The sequence below is a fragment of the Micromonospora sp. URMC 103 genome (genome assembly GCF_051386435.1).
Classification (GTDB): Bacteria; Actinomycetota; Actinomycetes; order Mycobacteriales; family Micromonosporaceae; genus Micromonospora.
Genome location: NZ_JBPQTR010000005.1, coordinates 2,635,976 through 2,654,547 on the forward strand (window position 1 = coordinate 2,635,976; position 18,572 = coordinate 2,654,547).

Annotated in this window: 21 protein-coding genes; 9 read left to right on the top strand and 12 right to left on the bottom strand. The window is 74.8% G+C overall.

The window, feature by feature from the left end; all coding sequences use genetic code 11:
* Window positions 1-11: 11 nt before the first annotated feature.
* From ACSNOA_RS25385 to ACSNOA_RS25405, 5 genes are all read right to left on the bottom strand, one after another.
* Window positions 12-635 carry a response regulator transcription factor gene (locus tag ACSNOA_RS25385; RefSeq protein ID WP_436662027.1) on the bottom strand — a complete coding sequence of 208 codons (624 nt, stop codon included), beginning with the start codon at window positions 633-635 and terminating at the stop codon, window positions 12-14.
* Window positions 632-1,768, bottom strand: a complete 1,137-nt coding sequence (locus ACSNOA_RS25390; protein WP_436662028.1) for a sensor histidine kinase — start codon at window positions 1,766-1,768, stop codon at window positions 632-634. The genes ACSNOA_RS25385 and ACSNOA_RS25390 overlap by 4 nt, the downstream gene beginning before the upstream one ends.
* 28 nt (window positions 1,769-1,796) lie before the next feature.
* Window positions 1,797-2,606, bottom strand: coding sequence for an ABC transporter permease (locus ACSNOA_RS25395; RefSeq protein WP_436662030.1), 810 nt, complete (start codon window positions 2,604-2,606; stop codon window positions 1,797-1,799).
* On the bottom strand, window positions 2,603-3,508 hold the full coding sequence (locus ACSNOA_RS25400) for an ABC transporter ATP-binding protein (RefSeq protein WP_436662032.1): 906 nt from the start codon (window positions 3,506-3,508) through the stop codon (window positions 2,603-2,605). The genes ACSNOA_RS25395 and ACSNOA_RS25400 overlap by 4 nt, the downstream gene beginning before the upstream one ends.
* A gap of 108 nt (window positions 3,509-3,616) precedes the next feature.
* A complete protein-coding gene (locus ACSNOA_RS25405) occupies window positions 3,617-5,077 on the bottom strand; it encodes an MFS transporter (RefSeq protein ID WP_436662034.1) in 1,461 nt (486 codons plus the stop codon).
* Window positions 5,078-5,188: 111 nt separating this feature from the next.
* On the opposite strand from ACSNOA_RS25405, the gene ACSNOA_RS25410 reads away from it, so the two are divergent.
* From ACSNOA_RS25410 to ACSNOA_RS25420, 3 genes are all read left to right on the top strand, one after another.
* The gene (locus ACSNOA_RS25410) at window positions 5,189-5,908 is read left to right on the top strand and encodes a TetR/AcrR family transcriptional regulator (protein ID WP_436662035.1); all 720 of its coding nucleotides are present in this window, start codon (window positions 5,189-5,191) and stop codon (window positions 5,906-5,908) included.
* A 101-nt stretch (window positions 5,909-6,009) separates the two neighbouring features.
* The gene (locus ACSNOA_RS25415; RefSeq protein WP_436662037.1) at window positions 6,010-6,864 is read left to right on the top strand and encodes an alpha/beta hydrolase; all 855 of its coding nucleotides are present in this window, start codon (window positions 6,010-6,012) and stop codon (window positions 6,862-6,864) included.
* Window positions 6,865-6,931: 67 nt separating this feature from the next.
* Entirely contained in the window at window positions 6,932-8,071 is a 1,140-nt protein-coding gene (locus ACSNOA_RS25420; protein WP_436662038.1) for a site-2 protease family protein, read from the top strand.
* 76 nt (window positions 8,072-8,147) lie between these two features.
* On the opposite strand, the gene ACSNOA_RS25425 is transcribed toward ACSNOA_RS25420, so the two are convergent.
* Both ACSNOA_RS25425 and ACSNOA_RS25430 read right to left on the bottom strand, forming a co-directional pair.
* Window positions 8,148-9,425, bottom strand: coding sequence for a D-arabinono-1,4-lactone oxidase (locus ACSNOA_RS25425; protein WP_436662447.1), 1,278 nt, complete (start codon window positions 9,423-9,425; stop codon window positions 8,148-8,150).
* Between the two features lie 38 nt (window positions 9,426-9,463).
* Window positions 9,464-10,219, bottom strand: a complete 756-nt coding sequence (locus tag ACSNOA_RS25430) for a hypothetical protein (protein ID WP_436662040.1) — start codon at window positions 10,217-10,219, stop codon at window positions 9,464-9,466.
* Between the two features lie 118 nt (window positions 10,220-10,337).
* On the opposite strand from ACSNOA_RS25430, the gene ACSNOA_RS25435 reads away from it, so the two are divergent.
* A complete protein-coding gene (locus tag ACSNOA_RS25435) occupies window positions 10,338-10,541 on the top strand; it encodes a hypothetical protein (RefSeq protein WP_436662042.1) in 204 nt (67 codons plus the stop codon).
* A gap of 21 nt (window positions 10,542-10,562) precedes the next feature.
* On the opposite strand, the gene ACSNOA_RS25440 is transcribed toward ACSNOA_RS25435, so the two are convergent.
* A complete protein-coding gene (locus ACSNOA_RS25440) occupies window positions 10,563-11,492 on the bottom strand; it encodes an LLM class F420-dependent oxidoreductase (RefSeq protein ID WP_436662043.1) in 930 nt (309 codons plus the stop codon).
* Between the two features lie 108 nt (window positions 11,493-11,600).
* Between ACSNOA_RS25440 and ACSNOA_RS25445 the strand changes: the two genes are divergently transcribed.
* Window positions 11,601-11,912, top strand: a complete 312-nt coding sequence (locus ACSNOA_RS25445; protein WP_436662045.1) for an ArsR/SmtB family transcription factor — start codon at window positions 11,601-11,603, stop codon at window positions 11,910-11,912.
* Entirely contained in the window at window positions 11,912-12,442 is a 531-nt protein-coding gene (locus ACSNOA_RS25450; protein WP_436662047.1) for an SRPBCC family protein, read from the top strand. Before ACSNOA_RS25445 ends, ACSNOA_RS25450 begins: the two co-directional genes overlap by 1 nt.
* A 90-nt stretch (window positions 12,443-12,532) precedes the next feature.
* Here the strand turns inward: ACSNOA_RS25450 and ACSNOA_RS25455 are convergent, their stop codons facing one another.
* The 4 genes from ACSNOA_RS25455 to ACSNOA_RS25470 all read right to left on the bottom strand — a co-directional run bounded on the left by ACSNOA_RS25455 (window position 12,533) and on the right by ACSNOA_RS25470 (window position 15,551).
* Window positions 12,533-13,567 carry a hypothetical protein gene (locus ACSNOA_RS25455; protein ID WP_436662049.1) on the bottom strand — a complete coding sequence of 345 codons (1,035 nt, stop codon included), beginning with the start codon at window positions 13,565-13,567 and terminating at the stop codon, window positions 12,533-12,535.
* On the bottom strand, window positions 13,567-13,836 hold the full coding sequence (locus ACSNOA_RS25460; protein WP_436662051.1) for a hypothetical protein: 270 nt from the start codon (window positions 13,834-13,836) through the stop codon (window positions 13,567-13,569). The genes ACSNOA_RS25455 and ACSNOA_RS25460 overlap by 1 nt, the downstream gene beginning before the upstream one ends.
* 575 nt (window positions 13,837-14,411) lie before the next feature.
* Complete coding sequence (locus ACSNOA_RS25465; RefSeq protein ID WP_436662053.1) at window positions 14,412-15,206, bottom strand: class I SAM-dependent methyltransferase; 795 nt, start codon at window positions 15,204-15,206, stop codon at window positions 14,412-14,414.
* A 48-nt stretch (window positions 15,207-15,254) separates the two neighbouring features.
* Complete coding sequence (locus tag ACSNOA_RS25470) at window positions 15,255-15,551, bottom strand: hypothetical protein (protein ID WP_436662055.1); 297 nt, start codon at window positions 15,549-15,551, stop codon at window positions 15,255-15,257.
* A 135-nt stretch (window positions 15,552-15,686) separates the two neighbouring features.
* Between ACSNOA_RS25470 and ACSNOA_RS25475 the strand changes: the two genes are divergently transcribed.
* The 3 genes from ACSNOA_RS25475 (at window position 15,687) to ACSNOA_RS25485 (ending at window position 18,567) form a co-directional block, all read left to right on the top strand.
* Window positions 15,687-16,196, top strand: a complete 510-nt coding sequence (locus ACSNOA_RS25475; RefSeq protein WP_436662057.1) for an SRPBCC family protein — start codon at window positions 15,687-15,689, stop codon at window positions 16,194-16,196.
* A 153-nt stretch (window positions 16,197-16,349) separates the two neighbouring features.
* On the top strand, window positions 16,350-17,336 hold the full coding sequence (locus ACSNOA_RS25480; RefSeq protein ID WP_436662058.1) for a phosphotransferase: 987 nt from the start codon (window positions 16,350-16,352) through the stop codon (window positions 17,334-17,336).
* Between the two features lie 13 nt (window positions 17,337-17,349).
* Window positions 17,350-18,567 carry a TolB family protein gene (locus ACSNOA_RS25485; RefSeq protein WP_436662060.1) on the top strand — a complete coding sequence of 406 codons (1,218 nt, stop codon included), beginning with the start codon at window positions 17,350-17,352 and terminating at the stop codon, window positions 18,565-18,567.
* Window positions 18,568-18,572 lie beyond the last annotated feature (5 nt).

An 18,572-nucleotide genomic window follows, 5' to 3' on the forward strand; every position in this document is an offset into this window, starting at 1 on the left:
CCTCCCGGCGCTCAGTCGCCGAGCAGCCAGCCGTTCTGCTCGGCGATCCGGACGGCGGCGGCCCGGTTGCGGGCACCCGTCTTGCCGATGGCCGCCGACAGGTGGTTGCGCACGGTCCCCTCGGACAGGTGCAGCGCGGCGGCCAGGTCCGCGACGGTGCCGCCGTCCCGCGCCGCGCGCAGCACCTCGGTCTCCCGCTCGGTCAGCGGGCTCGCGCCGGTGGCGAGGGTCTCCGCCGCCAGCGTCGGGTCGACCACCCGCAGGCCGGCGTGCACGCGGCGAACGGCCTCGGCCAACTGCCGGGCCGGCGTGTCCTTCACCACGAAGCCGTTCGCGCCGGCCTCCATGGCCCGGCGCAGGTAACCCGGCCGGCCGAACGTGGTCACCACGAGCACCCGGCAGGAGGGCAGGGCCGCGCGCAGGGCCGCCGTGGCCGCGATGCCGTCCAGCCCGGGCATCTCCACGTCGAGCAGGGCCACGTCGGGGCCGGTGCGCCGCGCCTCGGGCACCACCTCGTCGCCCCGCCCGACCTCGGCCACCACGGTGAGGTCGGGTTCGAGCGACAGCAGCGCGGCCAGCGCGCCCCGGACCAGCGCCTGGTCGTCGGCGAGCAGCAGCTTGATCGACCCGGTCACCGGGCGCCGCCCGGCGGCAGGGCGACCCGGAGCACGAACCCGCGTCCCCGCGGGCGGCCGCCGACCACCACCGCCGCGTCGAGCCGTTGCGCCCGTTCGCGCAGGCCCACCAGCCCGTGCCCGGCGGCGGCCGTGTCCGGGGCGGGCCCCCGGCCGTCGTCACTGATCTCCACCGCCTCGGGGGTGACCCGGATCGTGCAGTGGTGCGCCCCGCTGTGCCGGACCACGTTCGTCACCCCCTCCCGTACCGTCCACCCGAACAGCTGGTCCCGCTCGGCCGGCAGCTCGGGCAGGTCGACCGGCAGGTCGACCGCGATGCCCGCCGCGGTCAGCGCGGAGCGGGCGCCCGCCAGCTCCTCGGCAAGCCGCACCCCGCGGTACGCCCCGACGGTGCGCCGCACGTCGGCCAGCGCCGCCCGGGCGAGCTGCTCCACCTCGGCGATCTCCGCGGCCGCCCGGGACGGGTCCACCTCGACGAGGCGGCCGGCCAGCTCGGCCTTGATCGCCACCACCGTGAGCGAGTGGCCGAGGATGTCGTGCAGGTCGCGCGCCGTCCGGGCCCGTTCCTCGGCGACCGCCAGGCGGCCGATCTCCTGCTGCGCGGCCCGGAGCTCGCCGTTGCGCTGCGCCAGCGCGGCGACCCCGAACATGGCGAACGAGGCGAGCAGCACCGCGAAGAAGACGGTGGTCTCCCCCGTCCAGCCCGGCACCAGGTATCCCGCCAGCAGCGGCGTCGCCGCGGCGAGCGCCACGACGAGCAGCGCCCACGAGCCGGGAAGCAGGAACACCGCGGCCGTGGCCACGAAGACCAGCGTGGTCATCCAGTCCGCGCCGGTGCCGAAGCTGCTGAGCAGGCCGAGCGCGAACAGGCCCAGCAGGGCGACGACGGACCGTCCGCGCGGGATCGGGCGGGTCGCCTGCCGGCACGTCCGGGCCCACTCGAACAGCAGCACGTACGCCACACCGAAGGCGACCAGCGCCCCCACACCGAGCCACCGGCGCCACGGCTCGGCCTGGTTCAGTGCCGTCTCGAGCGCCACGTTGAGGAAGAAGAGCCACACCGCGGCAAGCAACCAGCCGGTCAGCCGCCACTTGCGGCCCTGCGGCTGGAGCTCTCCCATCGCCACGTCCATCGCGTCCACGCTAGCGGCCGGTCCCCGCTCAGACCCGGGCGGTGTCCCGGCGGAACAGCCGGGTCGCGCCGACCGCGAAGACGACCGTCCAGACGACGAGGTTGACCAGCGCCCCCATGCTCACACCGTCGCCGGTCAGCGGGGCGCGGGCCAGCTCGCCGACGCCGTACACCGGGGTGAAGCGGGCCACGTCGGCGAGGACGTCCGGCAGCACCTCGATGGGGACGAACAGCCCGCCGAACATGGCGAACACGGCCAGGATCGGGCCGATGAACTGCATGACGTTCTCGGCCGGGAACAGGTAGCCCACGAAGAGGCCGAACGCGGCGAAGACCAGCGAGCCGAGCCAGGCGCCGAGGCCGGTCAGCAGCCAGACGTCGGCGGGCATCCGCACGCCGGCCGCCGCGCCGACTCCGTACTCGACGCACACCGCCACGAAGCCGAGCACCATCGCGGTGAGGACCTTGACGGCGACGTACGCGACCGGGCGCAGCGGGGTGAGCCGCAACTGACGGCTCCAGCCGAGCGCCCGCTCGGTCGCCACGGCGGCTCCCGCGCTCGTGGTGGCGACCATGGCGGCGTACACGGCCAGGCTGACCATGACGTACGCGATCACCTGGCTGCCGTTGGGCAGCTGCTGCCCCTGCTGCGGCAGGCCGAAGATGAGGAAGAAGACCGCCGGCATGAACAGGGTGAACGCGAGGGTCCGGCGGTTTCGGAGCACCCGGCGCAGCTCGAAACGGAGCACGGCCGGCGAGAACCCGCCCAGGGCGGGCGGCCTCCGCTGGTCGGAACCGGCACGGTCGGCGGTGGCGGTGGTCGGCAGGGCGGTCGTCATCGTACGGCTCCGGTCTGGTCGGTGGTGAGGGCGAGGAAGGCGTCCTCGAGGTTCCGGGAGGTGATCTCGACGTCCCGGGCCTCGGTCCGGGTGAGCAGGTGCCGGGCGACCCGGTCGGAGTCGGCGGTGGTCACGAGGACCGTGTCGCCGCGCACCTCCACGGCGTCGACGCCGGGCAGCGCGGCGAGCGCGGCCTGGTCGGCGCCCGGAAGGGTGGCCCGGACCAGCCGGCCGGCGGCCAGGTTCTTGATCTCGGCGGTGGTGCCGTCGGCCACGATCCGGCCCTGCCGGACGAGCACGATCCGGTCGGCGTACGCGTCGGCCTCGTCGAGGTAGTGCGTCGCGAAGATGACGGTCCGCCCGGCGCCGGCGTCGCGCCGCAGCGCCTGCCAGAACTCGCGCCGCCCCTCGACGTCCATGCCGGTGGTCGGCTCGTCGAGCACCATGAGGTCGGGGTCGGGCAGCAGGGCCAGCGCGAAGCGCAGCCGCTGCTGCTGGCCGCCGGAGCAGCGGCCGACCATCCGGTCGGCGATGTCGGCGATACCGGCCCGTTCCAGCACGTCGTCGGCGGAACGGCTGTGTCGGTAGAGGGCGGCGGTGAGCCGCACCGTCTCGCCGACGGTCAGGTCCTTGAGAAGCCCGCCGGTCTGGAGCACCGCGGCGACCCGGCCGCGGGCTATCGCGTCCGCCGGGGCGCCGCCGAGGATCCGCGCCGAGCCCGCGTCGGGGCGGGCCAGGCCGAGCAGCATGTCGATGGTGGTGGTCTTGCCGGCACCGTTCGGGCCGAGGAACGCGACGACCTCGCCGGGCTCCACCCGCAGGCTCAGCCCGTCGACCGCCGTCACGGCGCCGAAGGTCTTGGTGAGGCCGGTCAGCTCGACGGCCGGGTGCGTACTGGTCATGAGGGAAATGCTCCGGCCGGCGCGGGCCGCGTACCCGGAGCGCCCGTCATGATCCGGGCATGACATTTGTCAGGGGGCGGCCCCGGCGGGCCGCCCCCTCGACGGTCCTCAGTGTCCCGGCTCGCCCTCCCGGGCGTGCCGGGGCAGCAGGAACGCGGCGGCGACGGTGACCGCGAGCAGCGCCGCCTCGACCCACAGCGTGGCGCGGACGGCGGCGCCGGCGCCGTCTCCGGTGAGCTGGCCGAAGAAGACCGTGCCGAGCACCGCCACACCGAGCGCGCCGCCGAGCTGCTGCACGGCGGTCAGGGTTCCGGAGGCCGAGCCGGTCTCGGCCGGCTCGACACCGGAGAGCACGATGTCGAAGAACGGGGCCATCACGAGCCCCATCCCGAACCCGACCACCAGCAGCGCCGGCGCCAGCCGCCACGCGGTGACCTCGGGACCGGCCAGCCGCAGGGTGAGCAGCATTCCGCCGACGCCGGCCAGCACCACGACGAGGCCGGCGTGGATGAGCGTACGACCGAACCGGCTGGCCAGGCCCGCGCCCGCGATCACGAAGGCGGCCACCATGCCGAGTGCCTGGGGTACGCCGGCCAGGCCGGCCCGCAGCGGCGAGTAGCCGAGGCCGAGTTGGAGATAGAGGCTGAACACCAGGGAGAACCCGGTGAGCGCGGTGAAGAACGCGAGCCCCGCCACGAGGCCGCCGGTGAACGCCCGGCGGCGGAACAGCGTCGGCAGGACGAGCGGGTCCCGCCCGGCGCGCTGACGGCTCACCTCGTAGCGGGCGAAGACCGCGAAGACGGCGACCGCGGCGGCGAGCATGGCGAACATCCAGCCCGGCCAGCCGCGCTCACGCCCCTGGACCAGCGGGTAGACCAGCAGCACCGCGCCGAGCGCGACCAACCCGACGCCGGGCAGGTCGAGCCGGGACGAGGGAGTCGGCCGGGACTGCGGCAGGAAACGCAACGCGCCGACGGCGGCGAGCAGGCCGAGCGGCAGGTTGATCAGGAAGATGGCGCGCCAGCCGGTGCCGGCGATGTCGGCGCCGACCAGCCAGCCCGCGAGGATCGGGCCGCCGACCGCGGAGATCCCCATGACCGGGCCGAAGGCGCCGAAGGCGGCCGCCATCTCTTTCGGCGGGAAGACCTCCTTGATGATCCCGAGGCCCTGCGGCAGGAGCACGGCGCCGAAGAGCCCCTGCGCCACGCGGGACGCGACAAGCATCTCCGGGGACACGGAGAGGGCGCACAGCGCCGAGGCGGCCGTGAAGCCGAGCACCCCGACGAGGAACATCCGGCGCCGGCCGTAGAGGTCGCCGAGGCGGCCGCCGGTCACGAGGCCGACGGCCATCGCGAGGGTGTAGCCCGCGCCGAGCCACTGGATGAGGCTCTCCGACCCACCCAGGTCGGTGCGGATCGCCGGGCCGGCGAGGTTGGTGACGAGCACGTCGAGGAGGTCCATGACCTCCGCGGCGAGGATGACGGCGAGGGCGAGCCAGCGCCAGCGGTAGGGCCGGGGATCGGGGGTGGCGCGGGTGGCGCCCGCCTCCCCCACGGTGGCCTGGGACATCGATGCTCCTTCGGTTCGACTCGAACGGCGTTCGCTTAACGAACACTGTTCTACAACGAACGCCGTTCGTCGACAAGTAGGATTCGTCTCGTCCCGACTCGGAGGTCACCCGTGAGCGAACTGCCCGACCCGCCCTGGCGTACGCCCGCCCGGGGCCGCCGCACCGGCCGGCCCCTCAGCCGGCAGGCCGTCGTGGACGCGGCGCTGGCCGTACTCGGCCGCGAGGGTCTCGGCGGGCTGAGCATGCGGCGGGTCGCCCAGGAGCTGGGCACCGGGCCGGCCTCGCTCTACGCGCACGTCTCCGGCAAGGAGGAGCTGCTGGAGCTGCTGCTGGACAGGGTGAGCGCGGCCATCACTGTCCCCGAGCCGGAGCCGGAGCGCTGGGCCGAGCAGATCAAGGACATCGCCTGGCAGGCGTACCGGGCCTACGCCACCCACACCAACCTGGCGCTGGCCTCGCTGGCCACCATCCCGACCGGGCCCAACGCGCTGCGCGTGACCGAGGGGATGCTGGCCATCCTGCTGGCCGGCGGGGTGCCAGCCCAGCCGGCGGCCTGGTTCCTCGACCGGCTCTTCCTCTACATCGCCGGCGACGCGTACGAGGGGGCGCTCTTCGGCGAGAAGGTCCGCGCCTCCGGCAAGGACATGGAGGGCTACTGGGCCGACATGCTCACGCAGGTGCGCGACTACTACCTCAGCCTGCCAGCGGAGCGCTTCCCGCACACCCGGGCGCACCTCGACGAGCTGATGGCCGGCGGCGGCGACGAGCGGTTCGCGTTCGGCCTGGAGCTGCTCGTGGCGGGCGTCGCGCGCTACGCCGACCCTGGCTGACCGCCCCACCGGTCGCCGGCGCGTCCGGTCCCGCAGGATTCCGGCCCCGCCAGCCGGGTAACCGCCGGGTCCGCACGCCGTGACACCGGGAAGGGACGCTCATGAGCAGCGCGCCGCAGGGAGACGTCGACACGGTCGTCCTGATCCACGGGCTCTGGATGACGCCGCGCAGCTGGGAGAGGTGGGTCGACCGGTACGCCGCGCGCGGGCTGCGGGTCCTGGCCCCCGCCTGGCCCGGCATGGACCGCGAGGTCGAGCAACTGCGCGACGACCCCACCCCGATCGCCCGGCAACGGCTCGGCCGCATCGTCAACCACTACTCCCAGGCCGTCCGCGGGCTCATGCGACCGCCCATCATCATGGGTCACTCCTTCGGCGGCCTCATCACCCAGGTCCTGGTGGGCCAGGGGCTCGGCGCCGCGGCGGTGGCCATCCACCCCGCGCCCATCAAGGGCGTGGCCAAGCTTCCGCTCAGCACCCTGCGCTCCGGGTTCTCGATCCTGCGCAACCCGGCCAACCGGAACAAGGCCGTGCCGTTCACCCAGGACGACTTCCACTACGCGTTCGGCAACACCCTGAGCCGGGCCGACTCCGACCGCGCCTGGGAGCGGTACGCCGTCCCCGGCGCCGGGCGCGTGCTCTTCGAGGCCGCGTTCGCCAACCTCGACCCGCACTCGGCGGCGGAGGTGGACACCCGTCGCGACGACCGGGCGCCGCTGCTCCTCATCGCCGGGGGCGCCGACCACGTGGTGCCGCCCGGCGTGGTCCGCAGCAACGCGGCGCTCTACACCAAGTCCCGGGCGCTGACCGCGTTCCACCCGTTTCCCGGCCGGTCCCACTTCACGGTGGGGCAGGACGGCTGGGAGGAGGTCGCCGACTACGCGCTGGACTGGGCGCTGGAGGCGGCCGCCATCCCGCGTGAGCAGACCATCGCCAGCGAAAACCCGCGACGTTGACCGCCGCCGGAAGCCGTTGTCCGGGTCACGCGGGCATGGGGACGGCCGGTCGGGGTACCACCCGTCCATGAGGGCGAGTTTCCGGCTCGGCCGGATCGCGGGCGTACCCGTGGGGGTCAACTGGAGCGTCCTGGTCATCTTCGCGTTGATCGCGTGGGGGCTGGCGGCGAACCAGTTCCCCCGGTCGTACCCCGACCGCCCGGCCGCCCTGTACGTCCTGTCCGGGCTGGTCGCCGCGGTGGTGTTCTTCCTCGGCCTGCTGGCGCACGAGGTGTCGCACGCGATCGTGGCCAAGCGCAACGGCCTCGAGGTCGGCGGCATCACGCTGTGGCTCTTCGGCGGGGTCGCCGAACTGCGTGGCGAGGCGAAGGATCCGGGGGCCGAGCTGCGGATCGCCGGCATCGGGCCGCTCGTGAGCTTCTGCATCGGGCTCGTCTTCGGCGCGTTCGCGATCATCCTGGCCCAGGTCGGGTACCGCGGGCTGCTGCTCGGCGTGCTGGCGTGGCTGGCCGGCATCAACATCCTGCTGGCCGTCTTCAACGTGCTGCCGGCGGCGCCGCTGGACGGCGGGCGGCTGCTGCGCGCGGCGGTCTGGAAGTCGACGGGGGACCGCACCCGGGCGTCGGTGGTGGCGGCCCGGGCGGGCTGGGTGCTGGGCGCCGTGCTGATCGCCCTGGGCCTGTGGCAGTTCATCGCTGGCCGCGGCGTCGGCGGGCTCTGGCTCGCGCTGATCGGCTGGTTCCTCATCGGGGCGGCCGGCATGGAGGAGCGGCAGGCCCGGATGGGCAGCGCGCTGCGCGACGTCCGCGTCGCCGACGTGATGACCCCGCAGCCGCAGACCGCCTCGGCGGAGCTGACGGTCGCCGACTTCGTGGACCGCTACCTGTTCGCGTACCGGCACTCGGCGCTGCCGCTCACCGAGGACGGGCGGCCGGTCGGCCTCGTGACGCTGGACCGGGTGCGCGGCGTCCCCGCGGAACGCCGCGACGCCACCACCCTGGCCGAGGTGGCGTGCCGGGAGGACCAGCTCGTGCTCGCCCGGCCCGACGAGCAGCTCAACGAACTGCTCCCCCGGCTCAACGCGTGCGCCGACGGCCGGGCCCTCGTGGTCACCGACGGCCACCTCGTCGGCATCGTCTCGCCGAGCGACATCAGCCGGGCCGTGCAGCGCGGCAGCATGCGCGACCAGATGGCCGAACGGCGCTGACCCGCGGGCTGCGGCGAACCGGGGAGCGCGACCGGCCGGCGCGCAGGCGGAACGCGGGCCGGGCGGACGGAACCGGTCAGCGCGGGAAGTAGCGGTCCAGCAGCTCGGTGCGGAACGTGCCGGCCGGGTCCAGCCGGGCGAGCAGGGCGGCGAAGTCGGCGTACCGGGGGTAGGCGGCGGCCACCCGCTCCGGGGCGATGCCGAAGACCTTGCCCCAGTGCGGGCGCGGCGCGAACGGTGCGAGCCGCTCCTCGACGGCGGCCACCACCGGCAGCACCGCGTCGGCGTCGTCGATCCACGTGAAGTGCACGGCGAGGCTGTCCCGGTCGTGGTTCGGGCTGAGCCAGAGCCGGTCGGCCGCCACCGTGCGCAGCTCGCAGATCTGGAGCACCGGGGCGATCAGGTGCGCGACCGGGTCCAGCGCGGCGAGCACCTCGGCGGCCGCGGCGCGGGGCACGTGGTACTCCGACTGCAGCTCGTCGCCGCTGCTCGGGGTGAAGCCCAGCCGGAAGTGCGGCAGCCGCTCGTGCCAGGGCCCGGGCTCGCCGAGCTGCGCCGTGCAGTTCCCCGCCGGCATGCCGGGCACCGGGTGCCGGGGCGTGTCGGCCGCCGTCGTACCGAGCCAGCCGGGCGGCGGCGCGGCCTGGTCGGCCCGCTGCTTGCGCCACACCTGGTCGATGCGCGGCGAGCGCCAGTCGGTGAAGAGGCTCACGCTGTACGCCGCCCCGAGCGCCGCGTCCAGTTCCTCGCGGGGCAGGCCGAGGTGGACGTACTGCCGGAGTTCGAACGCGGGCACGAGGTCGAGCGTGACCCGGGTGACCACGCCGAGCGCGCCGAGACCGACCACCATGCCGGCGAACGTGTCCCCGTCGGTGTCGCGGTCCACCCGGAGCAGGTCGCCGTCGGCCGTCACCAGCTCCAGCGCGGCGACGGCCGCCGCGAGGTTGCCGTTGCCCTCGCCGGAGCCGTGGGTGCCGGTGGCGACCGCCCCGGCCACCGAGATGTGCGGCAGCGAGGCGAGGTTGGCCAGGGCGTACCCCTCGGCGTGCAGCCGGGTCGCCACGTCCCCGTACCGCAGGGCGGCGGCCACGGTGACGGTCCGGCGCTCCCGGTCGATGGTGACCTCCGGCGGCAGCCCGGCCAGGCTCACCAGGTCGCCCGTGGTGTCGCCGAGGCGGTTGAAGGCGTGGCCGGTGCCGACCGCCCGGAGCCGGTCGCTGCCGGCGACCAGCCGACGCAGCTCGTCGACGCTGGCTGGCCGGTGGAACCGGCGGGCCGCGTACCGCACGTTCCCCGCCCAGTTGCGGCGGGGCACCCCGTCACCCGGCTCGGTCCCGGCGGCGCCTCCGGACATCCCGGTGGCGGTGGGGGCGGTGCGTTCCTCGGCGGTGGTCACGGCTTCGGCTCCCGGTCGGTCGCGGTGTCGTCGGCGAGGGCGGCGCTGAGGGCGTGCAGCGCCTCGTCGACCTGGGTGACGGCGTAGCCCCGCCCGGCGACCGGCAGCCCGGTCGCGAGGGCCTGCTCGATGTCGCCGCGGGCCGCCTGCCGCGCCGGCACGTCGCCCCAGGCCAGGGCCTCCTGGCCGCGTAGGAGGAGCTGGTCGACCCGGTCCGTGCGGTAGCCGCGCAGGCCCCACGTGAACTCCTCCACGGCGAACGCGGCCCGCCGCCGCCCCGGGGCGTCGACGAACCGGTCGCCCGCGTGGCGGGTCAGCGCGGCGGCCACCTCCTCGGGCCGCTCCCGCACCTCGTCGAGGTCGAGCAGCTCCACGGCGGCCCGCCCGTCGACCGGGTGCCGGGCGGTGGCCGGCGGGCCGAGGGCCACGCCCGGCGCGGGCACCGCCAGCAGCCGGGGTGAGGCCGGCCGGCTCTGCGACGCCGGCGGCACGTCGAGCACGAGCGCGTCGAGGTCGCTCCACCGGATCGTCCGGCGCAGCCCCGGCCGCCGTACGCTCAGCCCCTCCGGACCGATCGCGAACCGGAACGGTCGCACGGCGCCGAGCAGCACCGCCCCGCCCAGCACGATCACCCCGACGGCCACGAGGTTGCGCAGCGCCGAGCCCCGGCTGGGCATCGCGAGCAGGACCACTCCCCCCAGTACGCAGACCAGGGGCAGCACGACCGACCCCCGGTTCCGGCGCAGTTCCACGGCGTGACCCCCGTTCCGATCGTGGACGTCGGTGTGGGCATCCTCCGACAGCACGGGACCGGCGCACACCGGTCGTTCGGGCACGGTTGGCACGGGCGTCGGGGGGAACCCTACGCTCATGAGCAGCTATCGCGATCCCGCCCCGCGCGGTGACGTCTTCCCGTCGGAGGAGGAGATCGACCCGACCGGCAGCGGTGTCGAGCCGGCCGAGGTCGCGTACCCCTCCTCGCCCGGGCCGCGGCCGACCCCGGCGCCGCCGCCGGCGCCCACGCCCGTGCCGACGCCGAGCCCGCCGCCCCGCGCGGCCGGCCCGGCCCGCTGAGCGGGGCCGGGCCACCGCGGCTCACACCTTCGGCATCACCTCGGCCGCGACCAGCTCGAGGTGGTCGAGGTCGGCGAGGTCCAGCACCTGGAGGTAGAGGCGCTGGGAGCCGACCGCCGCGTACTCGCCGATCCTGTCGACGATCTCCGCGGGCGTGCCGGCCAGCCCGTTGGCGCGCAGCTCGTCGGGCTCCCGGCCGATGGCCTCGGCCCGGCGCGCCACCTCGGCGTCGTCCCGGCCGCAGCAGAGCACCAGCGCGTGGGACCAGACCAGCTCCGCCGGGTCGCGTCCGATCTCGGCGCACGCGGCTCGGACCCGGTCGAACTGGGCCGCGGACTCCGCCGCCGACGTGAAGGGCAGGTTGAACTCGTCGGCGTACCGCGCGGCGAGCTGCGGGGTCCGCCGCTTGCCCATGCCGCCCAGCAGGATCGGCGGGCGCGGGTCCTGCACCGGCTTGGGCAGCGCCGGCGAGTCGGTCACCGGGTAGTAGCGGCCGGCGTGGTCGAACGTCTCGCCGCGCGGCGTCGTCCAGAGGCCGGTGATGACGGCGAGCTGCTCCTCGAGCCGGTCGAACCGCTCCGCGACGGACGGGAACGGAATGCCGTACGCCGTGTGCTCCTCGGCGAACCAGCCGGCGCCGATGCCCAGCTCGACCCGGCCGCCGCTCATCTGGTCGACCTGCGCCACGGTGATCGCGAGCGGCCCGGGCAGCCGGAAGGTGGCGGCCGTCATCAGCGTGCCGAGCCGGATCCGGCTCGTGTCGCGGGCCAGGCCGGCGAGGGTCGTCCACGCGTCGGTGGGGCCGGGCTCGCCGCTCACCGCGCCCATCTTGAGGTAGTGGTCGGAGCGGAAGAAGGCGCCGTAGCCGGCGTCCTCCGCGCAGCGGGCCACGGCGAGCAGCTCGTCGTAGCTGGCGCCCTGCTGGGGTTCGGTGAAGATCCGCAGTTCCATGCCCCGAGCATATGGAGCAGCGCGGGGAGCCGCCCGGGTGACCACGGGCGGCTCCGGAGATGCCTATATTCCTTGACAGGCATATGACTCGTGCGGCATGTTGACGAGGTGACCGCCGACGCCTTCACCGTCCTCGCCGAGCCCACCCGGCGCCGGATCCTCGACCAGCTCCGCCTTCGCGAGAGCAGCGTGGGCGAACTCGTCGACCTCCTCGGCGTCAGCCAGCCGGCGATCTCCAAGCACCTGCGGGTGCTCCGCGAGTCCGGGTTCGTGACCTGCCGCACGGCCGCCCAGCAACGGATCTACCGGATCGACGTCCGCCCGCTGCGGGATGTCGACGGCTGGCTCGACCCGTACCGGCAGCTCTGGACCCGGCACCTGGACGCCCTCGAACGGCACCTCGACAGTCAGGAGCAGTGATGGACCGCGACGCGTACCGCCCGAGCCCGACGGCCGAGGTGGCCTGCGAGACCACCGACGGGCGCGCGACCCTGGTCTTCGTACGCGACCTGCGGCACCCACCGGCCACGGTCTGGGCGGCGCTGACCGACCCGGCCCGGCTCGCCGAATGGGCCCCGTTCCTCGCCGACCGGGATCTCGGCTCGCCCGGGGCCGCCGTGCTCACCATGGTCGACGGCGAGACGCGCCTCGACCAACCGGCCACGGTACGCCGGGCCGAGCCGCCGCACCTTCTCGAGTACACCTGGGGCGACGACCTGCTGCGGTGGGAACTGACGCCGACCGCCGGCGGGACCCGGCTCACCCTGCGGCACACCACCGCCGACCCGAACGTCGTGCCGATGGTCACCGCCGGCTGGCACATCTGCCTCGACGTGGCCGCCCATCTGCTCGACGGCGACCCGGTCGGCCCGATCCGCGGCAGGGAGGCGCTGGGCTTCGGCTGGGCGGACCTGCGCGACGCGTACGCGCGGCGCCTCCACCTCGACTGAGCCTCAGAGCTGACCCAGCCCGGCCTGGCAGGCCCGAGGCGGCCGGCCGGGGCACCATCGCCGGCCGGCCGCCGTCGGGGCCCGGCCCGTTCAGACGTACGGGCGGGTGGCGTAGGCGGACTTCAACGCGGACAGCCCGGTCGCCTTCGGCGACAGGGTGCCCCACCCGGAGTTGAAGTAGTTGGTCCGCACGATCCGCGGCCCCCGCTCGGCGTTGAGGGTGGCGATCGCCGCCGGCACGGTGGCGATCCAGGCCGCCTGGTTGGGCACCTCGGCCACCCGGACACCCCACTCGGCGATGATCACCGGGCGGGAGAGCGCGACGGGGCCCAGGTCGGCGACCGCCCAGTCCTTCGTACGCCGGAAGCGGTCCAGCGCCGTGTGGCCGGCGTTGGTCGCGTAGACGTTCCACTGGAGGTAGTCGAGGCGCGCCATCAGCGACTCCGGATGGGTGCGCTGGAAGCACGCCCGGTCGAAGCCGGCGATGCCGACCGAGAAGGTGGTGCCGGCGGGCAGCGTGCGCGCCCGGAACCAGTTCACGATGTAGGTCATCGCCTGCACGGCACGCGCGTCCGACTCCGCCCAGGTGTACGCCTTCCCGGCCTCCGTGGTGCCGAACTCGTGGTCGGTGTCCAGCTCGGAGGCGAGCTGGATGTTCACCCCGACGCCCATCGCCCGGCACTGCGACAGCGCCCGGGCCAGCAACCCGTCGCACTGCCCGGCGAGCACCTGGCCGTACCCGTACGCCTGGGGCCAGGTCGTACCGGGACGCTGCTGGATCGTCATGGCCGGCGCCGGGACGGTGTACGACGTGCCGTCCACCGTGAAGGTCTGCGGACCGGCCGCCGCACCGTAGTGCTTCAACTCCAGCACCATGTTCAGCGCGATCCCCGACTTGCCCAGGCTGGTCAGCCACGCCTTCTGGTAACCCGGGAAGGTGTAGCCGTCGGCGAGGCTGCGGTACTGGGTGAGCGAGCGGACGTTGAGGCCCGCGATGTCGGCCGTCGGGTCGGCGTTACCGGAGAGGTAGTAGCCGCCGAGCACCGGCTGGGCCATGGAGTAGGTGGCGACGGCGGTCGCGGTGCGCCCGCCGGAGTCGCGCACGGTGACGGTCACCCGGGGCATCACGCCACCGCCCGGTAGACGGCCACCGCGCCGTTGTCGGACAACCGGGTCCAGGCGCGACCGGAGTCGTCGGTGACGGTGACGGTGAGCGGGTCGATGACCGCGGCGACGCGTACCGGCGCGCTGCTGTTGCCCTGCGCGTCGGTGACCACGACGGTGACGGTCAGGGGTCTGGTGTCGGCGTCGCCGTACGTGACGGTGAGGGTCATCAGGTCACCTGGCGAGTACGTCGAGGCGTTCAGGGATGCGGTCGCGGTGGGAGCGGCCATGCCGGCCCCTCCTCTCGTGTGTCGGTGCCGGCCGGCCGGCTCGTGACCGGCGGACCGACGGGTTGTCGTCGGTTGCGGCAACGACGGGCCGCCGGGTGCGCCCGCGCTCCGGCGGATCTTCCGGGTACGGCGAGGCGGGCCGCGTCGGACGGCGGCGGTGCCGGAGGTTGCTGACGTCGGTGTCGTGGAGCCGGTCCCGGGCGCCCGGGACGGTGTCCACCGGGCGCGGCCTCGGATGCGGGCGGGCCGGCTCGGGTGCTGGCGGCGCCGCCGGGGACGGTGCTGTCCCCGCGGGCCGGAGATTGGGGTGTGGCCCGCCACCCCAACGCCTCTCACCTGCTACAACAGTGCTCCGGGAAGGCCCCGGCGTCCTGTCAGCTATCGGACACACGCACCGATGGGCCCCTTGATCCACACCGTTCCGGCGATGTGGCGGGGTCCGGCGCGTCGGGATACCGCCACATCGGCGAAGCGGTGTCGATCAAGCGGGTTCCCGGCGGGTTCCGGTGCCCGACCTGTCCGCCTCCGCGGTCGATGGGGGATGGATGTGCCCGACCGCGGTCCTCAGCGCGCCGTCAGGACACGGCGGTGCCGCGTACGGCCCAGGCTCGGGCGGTGAGCCGGATCGCCCCGTCCGGCCCGGCCGGGATGCGGGTCGCCAGCAGGTCCCGCAGCGCGGCGCGGTGCGGCTCGGGCAGCGCCATGAGGTAGGCCGGCGCGGCGCCCTGACCGCCGAGGAACGGGGCCCAGTAGTCGTGGAAGTCGGCGAAGTCCGTGGGCACCTCGACGGGCCGTACGGTCACCGCCCGCAGGCCGGCGTCGGCCCAGAGCGTGCCGAGGCCGTCCGGGGAGCAGACGGAGAACCGGCGTGCCTCGTCCAGTTCCGACGCGAACGGGTCCAGCTCCGCGGCCGCGTCCCAGAAGTGCCGCATCATCGCCATGCCCTCGGCGTAGTCCCACACGTACGCGGCCACGGCCCCGCCGGGCCGGACGACCCGGGCGAACTCGGCGGCGGCCCGGGCCGGATCCGGCACGAAGTTGACCGCCAGCCCGCTCACCACGACGTCCACGCTGCGGTCCGGCATCGGCAGCGCCCCGGCGTCGCCGACGTGGAACGCCGCGCGCGGGTCGCCTACGCGCTCCGCGGCGGCGGTCAGGAAACCGTGGGACGCGTCGACGCCGGTGATCTGCTCCGGGTCGGCCACTGCGAGGACGGTCGACGTGAGGGCGCCGGTGCCGCAGCCGACATCCAGCCAGCGGCGGCCGGGCGGCACGGCGAGCCAGCGGACGAAGTCCTCCGCGACCAGGCGGCTCCACCGGCCCACGTACGTCTCGTACGCCCGCCCGTCGGCCCAGACCTCCCGCGCCATGCCGGAACGATACGCCCGGCCGAAGCCGGCCGGCCACCACCGCGTGGCCTAGCCGCGGGGCGTCGAGGCCCGGGCCGCCGAGGCGGCGAGCGCGGCCAGGTGGCGCAGCGAGTTGGTGAGATGCTCGGGGGCGAACGGCGGGAACTGGATGTACTCCCGGATGTACGGCGGCACCGCCGACCAGTCGTAGGTGAGCCTGACCTCGGTCTCGGCCGGGCCGAGCGGCGCGAGGTCGTAACGCCAGATCCAGCCGCCGAACTCCAGCCCGCGTCGGCCTTCTCCTGCCCGGTCAGCCAGCCGATGGCGCGCGGCGGGTCGAGCACCAGGCCGCGAGGCGGAACTCATCGGTCCGGCCCGTCCCCGGGCCCGCAGGTTTAGGGGACGCCTGCTCGGGCAGACGCCAGGGGCCCTTCGGGCCGAACCGGCGGTCGTACGTCGCATCGTGTCGCCGCCCACGTCGAGCACGCGTCGGAGACAGCGATGAGCGATCCCGGTCCCGGTGACCACGGCGTCGAGGCGCGGGTGACGATCGACCGCCCGGTCGCGGACGTCTTCGCCTTCTACCGCGACTTCGAGAATCTCCCCCGCTTCCTGGGCGACGTGCTGGCCGTCGAACGGACCGGCCCGGCGACGTTCCGGTGGACGATCCAGGGTCCGCTCGGCATCCGGGTGCGGTCCACGATCCGGCTGACCGAGGAGCGTACGAACGAGCTGATCCGGTACGAGACCACCGCCGCACCGGGTCTGAAGGGCCGGTGGGCGGTACGTTTCGCGCCTGCACCCGACCCCGGGCGCACCGAGGTCCACCAGACCCTGGCGACCCCCTTCGGGAAGCTGGGCCGCGCCGCGCTGGCCCTCGTGGGAAAGCCCCCGGCCGCCGAGGTGGCGGCCAATCTGCGGCGGTTGAAGCAGGTCCTGGAGACGGGCGTGGTGACCGACACCGCGCACGCCGTCGCCGGCAAGTTCGACCGCCGTTCCGCCGGACGGTGACGCACCGGAGGTCTCCCGGCGCGACCCGCAGCGACCGCGGCTCGACGGACCGACGTCGGATTCCCCGTTGCGCGTTCGTGCCTTCCCCGCGCATCCTCGGGCGTGACCGCCGGCCGACGCCGCCGGATGCCGTCCCGGCGGGAGGAGGCACGCGTGGCCGACGAGGTGGTGTCGACCGCCGCCGTGCGCCGCCTGGTGACCGCCGCCATGGGGCCTTCGGTGGACGTCTCGGGACTCGAACGCCTCGCGGGTGGCTCGAAGAAGGGCGTGTTCCGCCTGCGGTTGAGCGATGGCGCGTCGGTGGTGCTCTACCTGTGGCACGACAGCGAGAACTGGTGGCACACCGTCCGGGAAGCCGAGAGCGATCTCTTCTCGGATGCCAGCGGTCTCGCGCTGTTCCGGCAGGCGCACGCCCAGCTCGCCGCCCTCGGCGTACCGGTGCCCGAGGTGCTGTTCCTCGACGACGCCGGCACACACCTGCCCGCGGACCTGGCCCTCGTCGAGGACCTCGACGGCCCGTCACTCGCGGAACTGCTCGCCGCCGACGAGGCCGCGGCCGCGCCCGTCCTCGAACGGCTGCGGGACGCGCTACGCCGGATGCGGTCCGCGTCCCGGCCGTCGTACGGCAGGGTCGGCCCGCCGAGCGGCGCCGTGACGCCGGACTTCCCCACCGTCGTCCTGGAACGCGCGCTGCGCCACGTCGGCTCCGCCGCCGGCCGGGACCCTCGCGTGGCGGCGGCGGCCGGGCGGCTCGTCGACGCGCTGCACGAACGCGCCACGCCGGTACGACCCCGCGCCGGCCACAGCCTGGTGCACGGCGAACTGGGCCCCGACCACGTCCGCGTCGACGGTCGTGGCCGGCCGGTGCTCATCGACATCGAGGGGCTCATGTGGGCCGACGCCGAATGGGAGCACGCCTTCCTCGAACTGCGTTTCGGCAGCCACTACGCCGCCCTCCGGGCCCCCGACCTCGACGAGGCCCGCCTGCGGCTGTACCGGCTGGCGCTGTCGATCTCGTTGGTGGAGGGGCCGCTACGACTGCTGGAGACCGGCTTTCCCGACGGTCCGGCCATGCGGCGGATCGCCGAACACAACCTGGCTCGTGCCCTCCGCGCCGCCGGCGCAGCGGGCCCGGTCTAATGGAGGTATGTTGATGCGTCGACTGCCGGCGGTCGTGACCGTCGTCGCCGCGGTGGCCCTCCTCCTCGTGGTGGCGCAGGCGCCCGGCTGGCTCGCCGCCCGCCGCGACGCCGTCCCCGCCGAGGTCGTACCGAGCCGCGTGCGGGACCCGTGGCTGTGGCAGGCCACCGTCGGCCAGCACCCCGTGGGGCCGGCCTCAGTGCTCTTCTTCACCGCGAACACCCGCTACTTCGAGTCGACCGGGGTCGTGGTCGGCCGGGACGGCGGCTACCGGCTGCTGCCCGTCAACGTGGCGGAGGCGCCCGGGTTGCTCTCCCCCGACGGCCGGTGGTATCTGCGCCCCGGCACCGGTGGCCTCCTCGACCTGCGGGCCGGCGACGAACGGGTCACGCACGAACCGGGGCTGCACCCGTTGGCCTGGGCGCCCGACGGGAAGCTGGTCGCGGCCACGCGCGGCAACGACGACCCCGTGATCACGTACGGGCCGGACAACCAGCCGCTCGACGACCCGTCGAAGCCGGACGACCTGCTCACCGTCGACCCGTGGACCGGCGCGGAACGGGTGCTGCCCGTCGGCACCTTCGCGAGCCACACCTCGGCGGCGTGGTCCCCCGACGGATCGCTGCTCGCCGTGGCCGGTAACGCGGATCCGGCCGCCGAGATCGCCGAGCGGGAACGACTCGCCGTGGTCGACCCGACCGCGGGCGGGGTGCGCTGGCAGGTCGACCTCGGCGAGCGGCAGCGGCTCGCCGGGCGGGCCGCGTGGCATCCGGACGGCCGCCGGATCGCCCTGCTCGCGTACGACGGCTGCGCCACCCGATGCGCGGACGCCGCCGAGCTGCTCCGACGTTCCTGGCGGATCGAGTTCCTCGACGCGGCCACCGGCCGCCCGGTCGGCGACCCGATCCCGGTCTCCGGCGCGGCGGTGGAACTGGTCGCCTGGCGCGACGGCGACCCCGTGGTCGAGCGGCAGTCACCGGAGGCGGACCACGAGAGGCAGCAGACCACCCTCGCGGCGGTCACCGCCCACGGCACCGAACAGGTGCTGCTGGACGTCCCGGACGGCGTCAGCGACGTCGAGGTGCCCGGCAACCTGCTGAGGCGCGCCGCGTTCGGCGGTCCGCAGTCGCGCCCGTCCCCGTTCGCCGCGCCGCCCTGGTTGTACTCCGCGGTGGCCGTACCGCTGCTGCTCACCATCCTGGTGCTAACGCGGCGACGACGGGGGGCCTGAGCTGC

Excerpts from the sequence above, each read along its gene's own strand:
- ACSNOA_RS25485 (WP_436662060.1), top strand. The coding sequence starts at position 17,350 with ATGCGTCGACTGCCGGCGGTCGTGACCGTCGTCGCCGCGGTGGCCCTC.
- ACSNOA_RS25420 (WP_436662038.1), top strand. The coding sequence starts at position 6,932 with ATGAGGGCGAGTTTCCGGCTCGGCCGGATCGCGGGCGTACCCGTGGGG.
- ACSNOA_RS25415 (WP_436662037.1), top strand. The coding sequence starts at position 6,010 with ATGAGCAGCGCGCCGCAGGGAGACGTCGACACGGTCGTCCTGATCCAC.
- ACSNOA_RS25460 (WP_436662051.1), bottom strand. The coding sequence starts at position 13,836 with ATGGCCGCTCCCACCGCGACCGCATCCCTGAACGCCTCGACGTACTCG.
- ACSNOA_RS25465 (WP_436662053.1), bottom strand. The coding sequence starts at position 15,206 with ATGGCGCGGGAGGTCTGGGCCGACGGGCGGGCGTACGAGACGTACGTG.
- ACSNOA_RS25440 (WP_436662043.1), bottom strand. The coding sequence starts at position 11,492 with ATGGAACTGCGGATCTTCACCGAACCCCAGCAGGGCGCCAGCTACGAC.
- ACSNOA_RS25450 (WP_436662047.1), top strand. The coding sequence starts at position 11,912 with ATGGACCGCGACGCGTACCGCCCGAGCCCGACGGCCGAGGTGGCCTGC.
- ACSNOA_RS25425 (WP_436662447.1), bottom strand. The coding sequence starts at position 9,425 with ATGTCCGGAGGCGCCGCCGGGACCGAGCCGGGTGACGGGGTGCCCCGC.
- ACSNOA_RS25470 (WP_436662055.1), bottom strand. The coding sequence starts at position 15,551 with ATGAGTTCCGCCTCGCGGCCTGGTGCTCGACCCGCCGCGCGCCATCGG.
- ACSNOA_RS25435 (WP_436662042.1), top strand. The coding sequence starts at position 10,338 with ATGAGCAGCTATCGCGATCCCGCCCCGCGCGGTGACGTCTTCCCGTCG.
- ACSNOA_RS25455 (WP_436662049.1), bottom strand. The coding sequence starts at position 13,567 with ATGCCCCGGGTGACCGTCACCGTGCGCGACTCCGGCGGGCGCACCGCG.
- ACSNOA_RS25475 (WP_436662057.1), top strand. The coding sequence starts at position 15,687 with ATGAGCGATCCCGGTCCCGGTGACCACGGCGTCGAGGCGCGGGTGACG.
- ACSNOA_RS25390 (WP_436662028.1), bottom strand. The coding sequence starts at position 1,768 with ATGGACGTGGCGATGGGAGAGCTCCAGCCGCAGGGCCGCAAGTGGCGG.
- ACSNOA_RS25400 (WP_436662032.1), bottom strand. The coding sequence starts at position 3,508 with ATGACCAGTACGCACCCGGCCGTCGAGCTGACCGGCCTCACCAAGACC.
- ACSNOA_RS25405 (WP_436662034.1), bottom strand. The coding sequence starts at position 5,077 with ATGTCCCAGGCCACCGTGGGGGAGGCGGGCGCCACCCGCGCCACCCCC.
- ACSNOA_RS25395 (WP_436662030.1), bottom strand. The coding sequence starts at position 2,606 with ATGACGACCGCCCTGCCGACCACCGCCACCGCCGACCGTGCCGGTTCC.